This is a genomic window from Acinetobacter sp. NBRC 100985 (assembly GCF_000241225.1).
GTDB classification, from domain to species: domain Bacteria; phylum Pseudomonadota; class Gammaproteobacteria; order Pseudomonadales; family Moraxellaceae; genus Acinetobacter; species Acinetobacter venetianus.
In genome coordinates this window covers 40845-56020 of sequence record NZ_BAEB01000023.1, presented here as the reverse complement: position 1 = coordinate 56020, position 15176 = coordinate 40845, and the positions used below count along the sequence as shown (strand labels likewise).

Annotated in this window: 13 protein-coding genes and 1 pseudogene; 6 read left to right on the top strand and 8 right to left on the bottom strand. The window is 37.9% G+C overall.

Annotated elements, in window-relative coordinates:
• Nucleotides 1-15: 15 nt before the first annotated feature.
• From ACT4_RS09035 to ACT4_RS09020, 4 genes are read right to left on the bottom strand one after another with little or no spacing between them, the layout of a single operon-like run.
• Nucleotides 16-1128, bottom strand: coding sequence for an ABC transporter permease (locus ACT4_RS09035; protein WP_007481553.1), 1113 nt, complete (start codon nt 1126-1128; stop codon nt 16-18).
• The gene (locus ACT4_RS09030) at nt 1125-2255 is read right to left on the bottom strand and encodes an ABC transporter permease (protein ID WP_007481552.1); all 1131 of its coding nucleotides are present in this window, start codon (nt 2253-2255) and stop codon (nt 1125-1127) included. The genes ACT4_RS09035 and ACT4_RS09030 overlap by 4 nt, the downstream gene beginning before the upstream one ends.
• A 3-nt stretch (nt 2256-2258) precedes the next feature.
• Complete coding sequence (locus tag ACT4_RS09025) at nt 2259-3422, bottom strand: HlyD family secretion protein (protein ID WP_007481550.1); 1164 nt, start codon at nt 3420-3422, stop codon at nt 2259-2261.
• Between the two features lie 12 nt (nt 3423-3434).
• Complete coding sequence (locus ACT4_RS09020; RefSeq protein WP_007481548.1) at nt 3435-4931, bottom strand: TolC family protein; 1497 nt, start codon at nt 4929-4931, stop codon at nt 3435-3437.
• A 347-nt stretch (nt 4932-5278) separates the two neighbouring features.
• Between ACT4_RS09020 and serC the strand changes: the two genes are divergently transcribed.
• Nucleotides 5279-6358 carry a 3-phosphoserine/phosphohydroxythreonine transaminase gene (serC, locus tag ACT4_RS09015; protein ID WP_007481547.1) on the top strand — a complete coding sequence of 360 codons (1080 nt, stop codon included), beginning with the start codon at nt 5279-5281 and terminating at the stop codon, nt 6356-6358.
• Between the two features lie 78 nt (nt 6359-6436).
• On the opposite strand, the gene ACT4_RS17280 is transcribed toward serC, so the two are convergent.
• Both ACT4_RS17280 and ACT4_RS09010 read right to left on the bottom strand, forming a co-directional pair.
• Nucleotides 6437-6580: a hypothetical protein gene (locus ACT4_RS17280; RefSeq protein WP_004878454.1), complete on the bottom strand. Its 144-nt coding sequence runs from the start codon at nt 6578-6580 to the stop codon at nt 6437-6439.
• 35 nt (nt 6581-6615) lie between these two features.
• A complete protein-coding gene (locus ACT4_RS09010) occupies nt 6616-7554 on the bottom strand; it encodes a hypothetical protein (protein WP_007481545.1) in 939 nt (312 codons plus the stop codon).
• A gap of 230 nt (nt 7555-7784) precedes the next feature.
• Between ACT4_RS09010 and ACT4_RS09005 the strand changes: the two genes are divergently transcribed.
• Entirely contained in the window at nt 7785-8255 is a 471-nt protein-coding gene (locus ACT4_RS09005) for a YaiI/YqxD family protein (RefSeq protein WP_007481543.1), read from the top strand.
• 7 nt (nt 8256-8262) lie between these two features.
• On the top strand, nt 8263-9156 hold the full coding sequence (locus ACT4_RS09000; protein WP_007481541.1) for a DMT family transporter: 894 nt from the start codon (nt 8263-8265) through the stop codon (nt 9154-9156).
• On the opposite strand, the gene ACT4_RS08995 is transcribed toward ACT4_RS09000, so the two are convergent.
• Nucleotides 9153-9731 (bottom strand): PilZ domain-containing protein, encoded by a 579-nt coding sequence (locus tag ACT4_RS08995; protein ID WP_007481538.1) that lies wholly within the window; start codon nt 9729-9731, stop codon nt 9153-9155. The two genes, ACT4_RS09000 and ACT4_RS08995, sit on opposite strands and share 4 nt — an antisense overlap.
• A 25-nt stretch (nt 9732-9756) precedes the next feature.
• Here ACT4_RS08995 and ACT4_RS08990 point away from each other — a divergent pair, with 25 nt between their 5' ends.
• The 3 genes from ACT4_RS08990 (at nt 9757) to ACT4_RS08980 (ending at nt 14185) form a co-directional block, all read left to right on the top strand.
• Nucleotides 9757-10992, top strand: a complete 1236-nt coding sequence (locus tag ACT4_RS08990) for a lipoprotein-releasing ABC transporter permease subunit (protein WP_034604841.1) — start codon at nt 9757-9759, stop codon at nt 10990-10992.
• The gene (gene lolD / locus ACT4_RS08985; RefSeq protein WP_004878462.1) at nt 10985-11671 is read left to right on the top strand and encodes a lipoprotein-releasing ABC transporter ATP-binding protein LolD; all 687 of its coding nucleotides are present in this window, start codon (nt 10985-10987) and stop codon (nt 11669-11671) included. Before ACT4_RS08990 ends, lolD begins: the two co-directional genes overlap by 8 nt.
• Before the next feature lie 84 nt (nt 11672-11755).
• On the top strand, nt 11756-14185 hold the full coding sequence (locus tag ACT4_RS08980) for a DNA internalization-related competence protein ComEC/Rec2 (protein WP_007481535.1): 2430 nt from the start codon (nt 11756-11758) through the stop codon (nt 14183-14185).
• Nucleotide 14186: 1 nt separating this feature from the next.
• Here ACT4_RS08980 and ACT4_RS08975 read toward each other — a convergent pair.
• Nucleotides 14187-15142: pseudogene (locus ACT4_RS08975) on the bottom strand (lysophospholipid acyltransferase family protein).
• Nucleotides 15143-15176 lie beyond the last annotated feature (34 nt).

Sequence of the window (15176 nt, the reverse complement as noted above, 5' to 3'; positions counted from 1 at the left end):
TAATAAAAAAGGAAGCTAATCAGCTTCCTTTTTTACTGGTTTCATGATGACTAAGCGATAATAAGACAATGCCAAAAAGATTGCGCCCAGAGTTATAAGATAGATAAGTTTTGGGATCACAAGCGATGTTGGTACTCCCATTTGATTGAGTTGTACAAACATCTGTACGCCATTCGTGGACGGCAGTGTCCATGCAAACCATTGCATCCATTCTGGCATTGCTTCATGTGGCCATGCCGTTCCTGTAAGTAGAAATAAGGGGACAGAAGTCACGACTATTAAATGTCCCACGCGTTCTGGCATATCAACTAAGGAACCGACTAGCATCCCTAAACCAATTATACAACTGACATAAATCGGTACAGCTAACAGCATGCCCCAGAAATTGCCACCATGTGGATATTCATACAACCAAAATGTAAATCCGAATAAATATAAACATCCTAAACAGCCAATGGTAAAGATAGCTGTAAAAGTTGCCCAAAATTCGATGGGTTTCGCAGCCCAGCCATTTTCACGATAACTGGCAATAAGCATAGCTAAGCCAAGTAAAATTGTTTGGTGAATGATCAAACTTGCGACGGCTGGGAAAATATAGCTGCCATAGCCTGAGATGGTATTGAACAGCGGGATCTGATGAATTGAAAGCTCTGGATGAAACTGTGAAGCATTGCCAAATTTCTCTAGATATTCTTGCAAAGTATATTCAATAGAACCTGCTAAACCTACGCCGACTTCTTTTGTTCGAATGAAATATGCAGTACTCAGATAAAGGCCAATCCCTCCCATTTCACCGCGTTTGAGACTATTGGTTAGATTCTCGGGTAAAAGTAAAATGCCTTCCGCTTGTTGATTTTGAACCATTCGCTGAGCTTCAAGAAAATTATCAGTCACAGTCTTGATCTTGATATGAGGGCTGTTAGACGCTTGACTAATGATCTTTGAAGTTAAAATACTTTGTTCTTCATCGACGATCACAATTGGAATATCTTCGGCTGTTTGTGCTTTATACGCGGTTGGATAAAAAAAACTATATAACAAGATCGCGGCAATCAATGTCGTAAAAACTGAGCTATTGGCAAAAATATTCTTAAACGTCTGAATGTAATAATCGAAAAATGATTTCATGGATGAATCTCCTGAACATTTTTCTTGAGTAGACGAATACTAAGTACAAAGAACAAGATGGCGAAAATAACTAAAATGCTAAAAGGTATAAGTGAAACATAAAGGTCACTACCAATAATCCATTGTTCTGTTTGTAGCTTGGCATAGGGGGTATAAGGAATAATCATTGACCAAAATTGAGTAAATGCAGGAGCATTATTCAAGGGTAAAGTGATTCCTGAAAAACTAGGGGATGATCCACCATAAAGTGCAATAAAACCAAAAGTTTTTGGCAGGTTTTTTGTCGCAAGAACAACAGTACTGCTAATAACAGCATAGGAAAAATAGAATAGAAATTGTGCAGCTAGAATGACTATTAGTGAACCTGCAATGAAATAACCGCGGACATGCGCTAACCAAAACATCCAACATGCTGTCCATGCACAGAAAATGAAAACATAAGGCAGTATTTTACCTAGTAAGCTTGAAATCACCTGTTTAGAATTGACCCATTCATTAACCGTTTTCCGCTTAAACTCTTGCCCAATGGCGAAAGCCACACAGCAACATAACAAGAGATGTAGCACAGCAGGCACCATAAATGGCTCAAGAAACAATTCATAACTCATATTTGGGTTATAAAGGGTTGAGATTTTGATGTGTGGTGTGGGGACATCTAAATATGGAATAGTATTAGCCAGATAGCTTTGCCCTAAATACTCAGCCATACCATTTAAAGTACTGATGAGCATGGCGGAGGAGATGGTATTACCAATACTAAAAAAGGATTGGTTATAGGCAATGCTAATTTGCGCATCCTGGGCTTTAACTAAGCGTTGCTCAGCACCTTCGGGAATCATCACAAATCCCCAAGCCTCAGTTGTATTAATCAGTTTTTCCGCTTCAGCTTGGCTAGAAGTAATCGTTTTTATTTTTAACGTATGATTAATACTGAGCGCATGAATAACCTTGCGACTCATTTCACTTTGATCTTGATCTATCACCACAATCGGTAAATGTTCGGCTTTACCAGATGAAAACATACTTCCAAACAGCAAAATAACCAGCAAAGGCGCAATCACTGCCATAAAAAGATCAACTTTATGACGTTTGAGATAACGCAACTCCCGCAGCATCACTGCAAACATTGCTTATTTTACCTCTTCAATTTTGAATAATACGCTCATACCGACTTTTAGATCAGGAATGGATTGCTCTGGGACTAAGTGAAATTTAAAACTGCGAATATCGTAACCACCAGTTTGGCGTGTGGTTTTAATCGTCGCAAAGTCACCCTCGGCATCAATGCTCTTAACCTTAAATGTTGTTTTACGATCAAGGGCAGGGATGTAACCTTCCAGTGTTTTAGTTTTATACACTGAGCTATACATATCTTCACGAACGTTCAAGCTGATCCACAGATCATGGTCTTCAATGATACTGACGACAGGAACTCCTGTTGCAACTAACTCAGTTGGTTTGCCATAAGTTTTTGAGATAGTGCCATCAGTTGGTGAATAGAGTTTGGTTTCTTCAGTCAGTGCATTTGCTTCTTTCACTGCTGCTTGAGCCATCGCTACTTGAGCATCAGCGGTAGATTTTTGTTGCTCGGTACTGCCGCGTTTTGCACGAGCATATTGTTGATATGTTGCTTCTGCGGCCTCACGAGCAGAGGTTTTTGCCGCTAACATCTCGTCACGACGCTGACGTGAAATAACACCTTGTTGATAAAGATTTTCACCACGTTTATAGGTTGTAGCAGCTAGCTCTGCTTGTGTCTTCATTGCTTGCCAGTTTGCATAGAGAGTATCGATATTTTCTTGTTGCGCACCACGATAAATGGTTGAGTGAAAAGCTGTCGCACTTTGTAAGGCTGCTTGGGCTTGTTCTTTCTTGGCTTCTAACTCAGGGCTAACAAAACGAACTAGTACTTGTCCTTTTTTGATGCTTTGACCTTCAGTCACATAAAACTCTTCAATACGACTTGGAACTTTGGTACTGATATGTACAGTTTCAGCTTCGACTCGACCCTGTAATTCAATAGGTTGTGGCTGATAGGCTTTCCATAGTCCAAAAGCAATCAAACCTAATAATAGAATTAGGACAATTAAACCAATAATTTTAGCTTTACTTTTTTTCGGTGGTTCAGTTGGTTGAATTTCTTGATTTGAAGGTGTATTTATAGCATCCACTTTTTCGGTATGCTCAATAGGTGAAACATGTTCTACCTGAGTTTCTGTTGAAGAAGTATCAGTCGTTTGTTTAACTTGATCTGTATCACGTTCAGAATTGGAAGATGATTGATTTTGGCTCATAAGTTTCTCCAATTAACGGATATAGTCAGTTCGTGGTTGATTCACATAAAGCTTGAACTCGTCAATTGAGCCGTAGCTTTGCAATAAAGTCGCGAGCGATAAAATATATTTATACGCATTGATCGACATTTCGCTTTTTAAAGCACTTAAAGCATTTTGTGCATCAATCACTTGGGTTGCTGTTCCCATTCCTTCTTTAAAAGACAGCTGTTGAATGCGCAAGTTTTCTTGAGCAGCTTTAATATTTTGGGTGAGAAGTTGATGACTAGTCTGTGATGAGTTTAACTCGCTATAAGATTTATATAAGACATTTTCAACTTCTTGCTTGGTTCGCTCTGTCATGAGTTCAGCAGCATATTTCTTCAGCTCAGCTGCACGGATGTTTTTATTATTATCGATTCCAGAGAAAAGGTTGTACTTTGCCATAACGCCAACAATCCAATTCTCTTTGCTATCTAAACCGTATTCACCAAAGGCAAAAACACTTGGTTTCTTCGCTGATTGTTGAATTTTGATATTTTCATTCGCAAGCTCAGTATCCATTTTTAGCTTTTTAATCAAACTTGAGTTTTGGTCATAGTTTGTTAGTAATTTGTCTAAAGACTGACTTTGCGCATTATTTACAAAAAGTGGTGTTGTCAGGTTGAGATCTTCTTTAGTTTTTAATAGGTTTTGAAGACTAAATTCACTGGCGCGAAGATTTGATTTCGCATTTTGATAAGTACGTTCTGCATTGTTACGAGCGACTTCAAATTGCATACGCTGGCCTTTATTAATAAAGCCTTGCTGTTCCAATTTCAGAGCATTGTTATAATGTTCTTGCATCGCATTTAGATTAAATAAACTTGCATTCAGCAACTGTTGTTGTAACTGCACATTGAAATAAGATTGGATCATTTCAAATCTTTGCGAGTCTTGTTGTTGTTTTTTGCTAATGTTAGAGCGTTGTGCTTGAATCGTTGCAATTTGCTTGGCGCTGGTAATTTTTCCACCTGTATAAATCGGCATTACCATTGAAATAGAGGTGCGAACATCGTGGTCTTTAATTGTGACGTCAACATTATTCGGTACTTTATTTAAACCATCACTGACAACTTGATCGAATCCTTGACCAACTTGATCAATTACATCTGGCGGTAATACATTTTCCCATTGCGATAATTTGTCATCAAATCCACGCGTGAGTGAGTTTTCGAGCCTACGTTTACTTGATTCGAGTGGGACGCTGGTTTCACTATGAAATGAATAGGCTGTTGCATTTAAATCAATGCGTGGCAGTCCTAAGTGTTTAACTGCCTCCATTTCGAGTTGTGAAGCTTGTTGTAAAGCTTGCTGCGCTTGAGAGGCGTAGGCATTTTCTACAACATATTGCTCAGCCTCGCTATAACTAAATGTTTGTGCGAATAAAGATGTTGAAAATAAGGCACTGCTGATTAAGCTAATACTTAAACAAAGTTGCTTTGGAAACCGTTTGACCTGAACATTGGGCCGATTATGTCGTTTCAACATGATGATATATCGCAATTTAATAATACCTGCGCTAGTCTAAGTTTTTTTGTAAAATTTAAATATTATGTTTTTAATTAAATAGTTGAATGCATAGAATTGGTGTAGTTAATTTGTAAAAAATAGAGTATTTAATCTATATATCAGATTGAAAATTAAAATAATTTATCTTTCATAATTTTTATTAAAAGACAATTTGAAAATTTATGGAAATCACAAAAACATCATTGAAAAATTAAACTATTTTTTACAGTCAAATTGAAATATTTACTGGATAAGCTGCTGCAAGCTTCGCCAATCTATGATTAAATTCCCATCTCAATTTGTTTCACTTTAACAAGGGAAAACTCATGCGTGCTTATAATTTCTGCGCTGGTCCTGCTGCATTACCTACTGCTGTTTTAGAAAAAGCTCAACAAGAGATGTTGGATTGGCAGGGTAAGGGCTTGTCGATCATGGAAATGAGTCATCGTAGCAATGACTATGTTGCTGTCGCAGAAAAGGCAGAAGCTGATTTACGTAAGCTCATGAATATTCCTGAAAACTATAAAGTGTTATTCTTACAAGGTGGCGCATCCTTACAATTCTCAGCAATTCCGCTTAATTTACTCGGTAAAAATAATAAAGCGGATTATATCCATACGGGTATTTGGTCTGAGAAAGCATTAAAAGAAGCAAAACGTTATGGCGATATTAATATCGTTGAAGCGGGCACCATGATTGATGGTAAACATGCGATTACTGAACAAAGTACTTGGAATCTATCGAGTGATGCTGCGTATGTTCATTATGCAGATAATGAAACGATTGGTGGATTGCAATTCGCGAGTGTACCTGATGTAGCTGCTCCTTTGGTTTGCGATTATTCATCAAGTATTTTGTCTGCGCCAGTAGATGTGAATAAGTTTGGACTTATTTATGCGGGTGCCCAAAAGAACATTGGGCCTGCTGGTTTAACCATTGTCATTATTCGTGAAGATTTATTAGATCAAGCAAAACCTGAGATCCCAAGTATCTTGAAATATGCTGATCAAGCGAAGAACGGTTCTATGGTGAATACACCAGCAACGTATGCTTGGTATTTATCTGGACTGGTATTTGAGTGGTTACTTGAGCAGGGTGGGGTAGATGCAATCTACAAAATGAACCAAGCGAAAGCAAAATTGCTCTACGGTTATATTGACTCAAGTGATTTCTACAACAACCCAATCGCTGTACCAAATCGCTCTATGATGAATGTACCATTTACACTTGCAGACGAAGCACTTGAAAAGACATTCTTAAAAGAAGCTGAGAAAAATCATTTGCTTAACTTGGCAGGTCATCGTTCAGTTGGTGGTATGCGTGCAAGTATTTATAACGCTGTACCATTGGAAGGTGTTCAAGCTCTTGTGAACTTTATGGATGAATTCGCGAAACGTCACGGATAAGCCATATATTATAGATAAAATAAAAGCCCTCATCATTGAGGGCTTTTATTTGAATTAGGTCATGGTCAAAAATTAGAATTAGAACAAGCCAATTTGATGAAAAATGATTGCTGCTAGAAACATACCTAGTAAAAAAAAGCAAAAAGCACCAACATCAAGTTTAAGCCCTTGGTCGCTTGAATGAATAAGACTGGTGGTCGTTTGTTCTGGTATAATTTTCATTAGAACGCCTAAAATGCCATTTATGTGATTTTTTGTCACTTAGAAGCAGTTTTAGCATAAATATTCGCCTGAATCCATAGGTTGCCGCGAATATATTCACCAATGTTAAAGTTTTTATACAAAACGTTTTTAGTTGCAATACGAATTAAGATTGCAGGTAAATCATCTTCTAAAACTAAAGTGACATCATAAAGGGTATATTCATCCTGCATAAACTGCATCGTTGTTTTACCCACGATATTACCTTGAAACCAAGCTTCATCTTCTTGTCCTAATGTCTCACCAAATAAATAGGCAACCATTTTAGAAAAGTCGACTGTTACAGGTTCTTGATCTTCTGGCGTTTTTGGTTCCCACTCATTAATAAGCTCCTGTAAATTTTCAGGTGCGATACCATTATGTTCAGCCAAAATTGCATTTAAAGCACGGTGATGTTTAATTGAAGCTGGATCATCAACAACGATTTTCTCATCTTTAGCAACAGGTTCTAATTCATATGCCCAAGCATTAAACTGAACTTGATAGGTTTGGTTTTTATCATACTGACAGTTATTTACGCTGAACAAATTATCGAAGGCATAAATAATGGTATTTTTATTTAAATTTAGACGTAATACTGCTTGTGTTGCAGAATCACAGGTAATAATACGCTCAATTTTTGCATCATATTTATATGGACTTTCAAAACTTGGAAAAGCAGTTTTTAATGCGCGAGGTTTTTGGTCTTCCACTGCAATAATTTGATTGATGCAAACCTTTTGTCCACTTGGTCCTTGGATAAGCCAAAATGACTGATCCATATCTTGTTCATCTTCACATAAGCCCATTGGCATTACGGGTGCATCTAGCGCCAATCCTAACCATTTGGGTACATCCACTTCGGGTGTATCTGTCAATAAGTTCCAATGCTCGACATGATTACCGAAATTTTGATCTTGAATTTTAATGGTTTCTGGACTGTTTTGATTTTTCATAAAGCGTGATGCTAAAAAGATTGAACTTATTCTATTAAATCGAGGGTAACCTCAATTTTTCAAGTCTGGATATGTAATTCTGAGCAATTATTTCTTTTTTATTTCCTTTAATTCAATGTTCTTATCATGGATTTTAGATGAAAAGTGCAATGCTTTTACTTGATCATTTTAACTCTACTTTTCTAGCAATCTGCTAAACTATACTTTTATTCAATTAGGCTTGTGCAAACGTGCTGCCATTTAAGTTATGGGTAGATGCAGATGCTTTACCTAAGATTTTACGTGAAGTGATTTTACGTGCTTCTGATCGCTATCAACTCGAAGTCACTTTCGTTGCCAATCAGAATGTTGGGATTACACCCTCTATCAGAATTAAATCAATTCAGGTGATGAGTGGTGCTGATCGTGCCGATCAAGAAATTGTGGAACGTATGCAAGAGAATGACATTGTCATTACGCAAGATATTCCCTTAGCGGCTCAAGTGATTGAAAAAGGTGGAATTGCGATTCATCCTCGCGGTGAAATCTATACCACAGCGAATGTAAAAGCCCGACTTCATTTGCGTGATTTTATGGATACATTGCGTGGAGCTGGTGTACAGACAGGTGGGCCACCACCGATTTCTGAGAGAGATAAACGTGAATTCTCTAGCTCATTAGATCAAACGATTTTAAAACAAAAACGTAAAACTGCTTGCTGAGCACGCTATGCCATCACGTCTTAACTTAATGTTCACTTATGGATTGCTTATATTTATTTGGGCGACAACGCCTTTAGCAATTGTCTGGAGCGTTTCAGATTTACATCCAATGTGGGCATTGGTTATTCGGTTTTTTATTGCATTACCGTTGGCAATTACGGTTCTACTATTTTTAAAAATTAAGTTTCCAGTTCATAAACTTGCCTTGCTAAGTTATGTTGCAGGTTCATTTAGTTTGATCGGATCACAGATTTTTACTTATGCAGCAACAGCTTATCTCAGTTCGGGTTTGATTGCGCTGATGTTTGGGCTTGCGCCAATTATAGCGGGTTTGATAGGACGATTTGGCTTTCACCAAAAGTTAGCAGGACTGCAATGGCTTGGTATGGGAACATCGATTGTTGGGCTGGCCATGATTTGTTTGAGTGGAAGCCAAAAGCATGTACAGCCAATCGGCATTGTCTTAATGTTGATCAGTGTCTTTTCATACTCACTATCTATTTTCTTGGTTAAAAAGATTAATGCTGATGTGCAGGCGATGGCACAAGCAACGGGATCAATCCTTTTTTCGACGATCATTGCAGTTATGATCTTGCCTTGGATTTGGCAATATGCACCTACACACATTCCTTCGGCTAAGTCACTTTTAGCATTGGCTTATACTGTGATTATGGCTTCATTGATTGCAATGTTCTGCTATTTCAAATTGGTGCAAAATTTAAAAGCAACGACACTTTCACTTACCACAGTGATGACCCCAATGTTAGCAATTTTAGTCGGTGCTTATCTCAATAATGAACAGCTATCAATCCGCGTGTTTGTTGGTGCTGTCATCATCTTATTTGGCTTGCTACTTTATTTCTATAAAGATTTAAAGATGTACCGTCGTTTAAAAATTTAACCTTGATTGTTGTCACTCAGCTGAATACTGTCAGCAAGTTTTGCACGATCTTGAGGGTTAATCGTAATAAAGTAAGCCCCGATTCTAAATTTCCCATGCTCTTCGGCTGTACTATATGCCACTTGCGCAGTTGCAGCGATGTGAAAGAAGTTTTCAGGGTGGCTTAACGTAATATGAATATAGGTGCCTTCATTCAGATCTTGGGTACTGAAGAAACTTAAGCCGTTTTCCGAGAAATTAACTTGCTCAGGCACTGGCAATAAAGATTGCACAATATTGTCATAGAAAGACCCTGTGATAAGGTTCAACTTCTGATTAAATAGGGATAAGATGCGAGCAATTTGTTGATCTTTTTCATTTAATTGTTCTAATTCGTAGCGAAACGCATGATCAAATTGATCTAATTCTGCAAGTAGTAGAAAATAGCGTGGCAATACAAAATGAGAGTCATATGGGTCATTCAGTGCAACATCATCTGGAATGACTTGATAGTTGATTCTCAACACGGCATCAATACGAGACATCACACGACGTTCTGTGTTGTCGTCAACAAGATGATGTTGTGAACTTTCCATAATAAATCACCTCGGACTAGATGGTATGTTTAAGCCAATTTCGCTGTATATAGGGTTGAGATACACTCGTGCTCGGCGGAGTAATCATTTTATTTCTTTTATTGCCTTGGTTTCCATGATTGGTTTAACTCTCGGCGTTGCAGTCCTCATTACAGTATTATCTGTGATGAATGGTTTTGATCGTGAGCTTAAAAACCGTGTCCTTGGAATGGTTCCTCAAGCTACTGTTTCTTCTACTCAAATTCTAACAGATTGGCCTGAGCTTGTAAAAAAGGTTGAGCAACATTCGCATGTGACGGGTGCTGCACCTTTTACTCAATTACAAGGCATGTTGACCGCTCAAGGGCAGGTCGCAGGCATCATGGTGACAGGGATTGAACCTGAATACGAAAAGAAAGTATCTATTATCCAGAACCATATGGTGGCAGGTGATTTAAATTCACTTAAAAAAGGTGAGTTTGGGATCGTGCTTGGTAAGGATATGACGGATGCATTAGGCTTGGGGCTTAATGATAATGTCACTTTGGTTTTACCAGAAGCAACGCCGTCACCAGCTGGTGTAGTACCTCGTTTTAAAAGATTTAAAATCGTGGGTATTTTTAGTGTAGGCGCTGAAGTCGATTCGATGGTGGGTTATATTGCCTTGAATGATGCATCGACATTATTACGTCTACCTGATGGGGCTCAAGGTGTACGTTTAAAACTTGATAATATTTTCGCAGCGCCTAAAGTCGCTGATGAAATTGTGAGTCAATTACCAAGTAATTTCTACGCATCGAACTGGACGTATACCCACGGTAATTTGTTCAATGCGATTCAAATGGAAAAAACACTTGTTGGATTATTATTATTCCTCATCATCGTAGTTGCCGCGTTTAACATCGTTTCATCACTGGTGATGGTCGTAACAGATAAAAAGTCAGATATTGCAATCTTACGTACTTTAGGTGCTTCACCATCGATGATTACTAAAATTTTCATGGTGCAAGGAACTGTGATTGGGGTAGTCGGTACAATTGCGGGCACGATTTTAGGGGTAACGTTGGCTCTAACCATCAGTGATATTATTTCTTGGTTTAATACAGCCTTAGGTTTGAATCTGTTTGATGCCTATTTTGTACATTACTTACCTTCGTATTTAAGATGGCAAGATGTTGTTATTATCGTCATTGTGTCTTTATTGCTGAGTTTCTTGGCGACAATTTATCCTGCATTGCGTGCAGCCAAAGTTCAACCTGCTGAGGCATTACGTTATGAGTAAAATTGTATTAGAAGCCAAAGATATTTTTAAACATTTTGATGATGGTAAAACTAAAGTTGAAGTGATTAAAGGTCTATCTTTACAAGTTAATGCGGGTGAATTTGTTTCAATCGTTGGTTCAAGCGGTTCAGGTAAAAGTACCTTATTGCATGTGTTGGGTGGTTTAGAGCAGCCAACACAAGGACAGGTTTTTTTACACGGCCAACGTTTTGATAATTTAGGCGAAGCAGAACGTGGTTACAAGCGTAACCAGCATCTAGGTTTCGTTTATCAGTTCCATCATTTGTTACCTGAATTTTCAGCGCTTGAAAATGTTGCAATGCCTTTGATGTTGCGTCGTGAAAGCAACTTTAAAGATGTGAAAAGACAAGCTGAATATTTACTTGATCGTGTAGGTTTATCGCATCGTATGGAGCATAAACCTGGTGAGTTGTCTGGTGGTGAGCGTCAGCGTGTTGCATTGGCGCGTGCATTAGTAACGAAACCTGCGGTTGTACTTGCGGATGAACCAACAGGAAACCTTGATCGTAAAACGGCACTCAGTATTTTTGAGCTGCTGACTGATCTGAAAAAAGAGCTGAATATGGCGATGTTGATCGTGACACACGACGAGCAATTGGCACAATCTGCTGATTCAATTTTGCATATGCAAGATGGTTTATGGATTGATCAGCCATAATTTTTAGTTTGTACTCTTGTTAAAGCCCTGAAAAAGGGCTTTAATTTTGCCCTTAGAAAAATCAAAAACTTAATTAAAAATTAAATGTTAAAACTTATTCTTATAGGGTGGATTGCAGGTATTGCTCTAATGGGGCACAACCTTGCTTTTATCAATGCAACATGGTGGGTATGGCTTGCTCTGGCAATGCTTATATTTGCTATAGGATTTTATAAAAAACGACAGTCAGCCGTTCGTCAGCCTTTATTTATTTTTCTCATTTTAATAAGTTCAAGTTGGGCATTGTTTTGTGCTGGATATCATTTTGCTGATCAGGCATTGCAGCAACGCCTACAATTCCGCGAAACTCAAACACAGCCATTTGAAGCCATTATTTATATCAAGAAAATAGATGAGCTTAGCGACAATGGGCACAAGCAAATTGCAGAAGTTTTAAATCGCTATGATCAGCCTGTAAATTGGTTTCTGTATTTAAAGAAAAATAAAGATCAGTTTGACTTATCTTCTTCCTTAAAACTCGGTAGCTATTACAAAATTTATGGCACGATCAAGCCAGCGCATAGTTATGCTGTTTCTGGCGCATTTGATCAAGAAAAATGGTTTTTGCAACAAAATGTCATGTCTGCATTTTCAGTAAAGCAGATCGAACTTCTGAGTGATGATGAGGTTTATAGACTCGGTTATCAACAACATTTAAAACAACAAAAAAGTATCACTGCAAAATTTCTTTTGAATGTTGAAATGATGCGATTGTCATTTCGATTAAAGTTACAGACCTCAAATTATCAGAATAAAGGACTGATGTTAGCATTGTTGACTGGCGATGAAAGTTTACTTTCTGATGAAATCAAACAACAATTTCAATTGCTTGGCATCTCACATTTATTGGCAATTTCAGGACCTCATGTACTGATATTTGCTTTGATGCTGACGTGGTTATTGCAGAAAGTGATACAATGTTATTGCCCACAACTTTATCTATGGCAGCCTAGACAGGTTGTATTGTTATTTCCTTTTATCTGCTGCGTATTGCTCTATGTTGCTTTTGTTGGGTTTGAAATCCCTGCACTTAGAACGTTACTTACAGTTTGTATTGTTGGCTTTTTTCTTCTTGTTCGACAGTCGATTCGACCTTTTGCTTTATTGGTATATAGCGCAAGTCTATTACTGATTTTTGATCCTTTTAGTATTTTATCAGCGGCATTTTGGTTGTCTTATGGTGCATGTTTTATTCTATTGAGAATTTATCAAACCATAGCGAAATTACCACAAGATCAACCGATGACTTATGTGCAAAAGGGGTATTTTGCGATTAAGCTCTTAGTAGAATCACAATGGAAAATTTTTGTAGCTTTACTGCCGTTAGTACTCATTTTCTTTCAGCAAATTTCTTTATTTGCACCTTTGACTAATTTAATCGCCATACCATTTTTAAGTATGATTGTCATCCCATTGGATATTCTTGCTGCTTGCCTAAGTTCCATTATTCCAATATTAGGAACGTTTTTATTTTATCTAAATGATGTCTGTTTATCCGTTTTGTTGTGGATTTTAAGCATTTTACAGCAAGTTTCACCTGCGTTGTATGGTGTCAGTTGTACTCCACTTATGATGGTGAGTTTAATTGTCGGACTCATCATACTTTTTTTGCCACATGGAACACTTCCAAAAGCTTGGTCGTTGATTGGTTTTTTGCCCATTCTGTTAGGTTTCAAAGCACAACCAACTGTCTTAAATATTTTAGATGTTGGACAAGGGCAGGCGATTTTCCTGCAACACCCAGAGCACACTTTGATGATTGATACAGGTGGCTCTTATGATGAAACAAAATTTAGTATTGGAGAGCGCGTTGTTATTCCCTTCTTGCGTCAACAGGGTATAAGGGAACTTAATCATGTGATGTTATCGCATCTGGATCAAGACCACAGTGGCGCATTTCCTAAGATTCAAAATGCTTTCGCTATTGAGCAAGTTCAGTCAAATGAATATCGTAGCAGTATGCAATTTAAAGATAATTTCTCATTGTGTCAGCAGGGACAGCAGTGGACTTATACTAATCTTAAAATTGAAGTGCTATCACCACGTACTGAAGATTTAGCACTTGCGAGCAGTCAGCAAAATGAACAATCCTGTGTCATTTATTTAACTTTTTCCAATGCCCAGCCTTATCAGCACTTTTTAATTATGGGAGATGCGGGATGGGAAACTGAATATAAGCTTTTGCAGCAGTATCCTGATTTAAAAGTTGATGTGTTGGTACTTGGTCATCATGGCAGCAAGCATAGTTCTGCTTATGATTTTTTAGCAATATTGAAGCCAAGGCTAGCGATTGCCTCAGCAGGTTTCGACAATCGTTATGGTCATCCGAGTTTAGAATTGCAACAGCGATTGAAAGCTTTAAATATTCCACTGCTGACGACTGTAAATGCTGGAACGATCAGCTTTATCTTTGATCAGGGGCAGGTTCAGCTCAAACAACAACGGCAACAAGTGAAATGGTTGCAGCGGAAATAGCTTAGATATTATGCTGCTGCATTGCTTGATTGCGAACTTCATCAACTTTTTCTAATGCCTCTTTCTCATCAATGTCATAAATTTTTTTCAATGCCTTATTGGCACTAAAACGTTTATAACTCCAATGATAATGTTCAGGATAACGTCGAATCAGTTGTTCTAAGCTTTGATGAATGATCAGCGTACCATCCTCGGCAGTTCCTTGATAGATTTGAGGATTAATAGGTTCAATCACTATATCAAATCCATCTTGATCATTACGTTTAGTGTAGAGCAATAATGCAGCAGCTTTAGTTTTTTGAATCAGTTTTGCACTCAAGCTGCTTGAAGCTAGAGGAATACCAAAATAATTGACCATCTCACCACCATGATCAGGGGTATGGTCAGGCAAAATAGCTGTGGTTCCACCTTGTTTTAAAGCTTTAAAAATTTGACGCACGCCACTTTCATCCGTTGGAACAAGGTTTGCTTGTTCTCGGCTTCTCGCATCACGGACAAAACGATCAGCGTCAGGGTTTTTAACGGGCTTATACAAAATAGTTATTTGTGTATGTTGAGATAACCATGCATTCATTACTTCCCAGGTGCCAAAGTGTGGAAGAATCAAGACAACCCCTTTTTTTGCGGCGAGAGCTTCATGGAAATAATGTTCACCACTCACATGATGAATACGTTGAATATTTTTTTGTTTGATGCTCCCCAAATGCTCAAAAACTCAAAATAGGACGTGATTTCATTTTGAATGGCTTGTTTTTTGAGTCGTTGATGTTCTTGTTCAGATAAATGTGGAAAAGCAATTCGGAGATTTAAACCAATAATTTTAGAAATTTTAGAGAGTTGAAATGTATTAAATAGTGCAGCCAGCAGTTTCGCAAAGAAACGCCCGAGTTGAATCGGCTGGCGGCTAATCAATTTTATAAGACGATAGGAAGTACTTGTCGATGTATGTTGGGTCATTTATCAAAGGTATTGAGAATTACAAAGGAAAGTA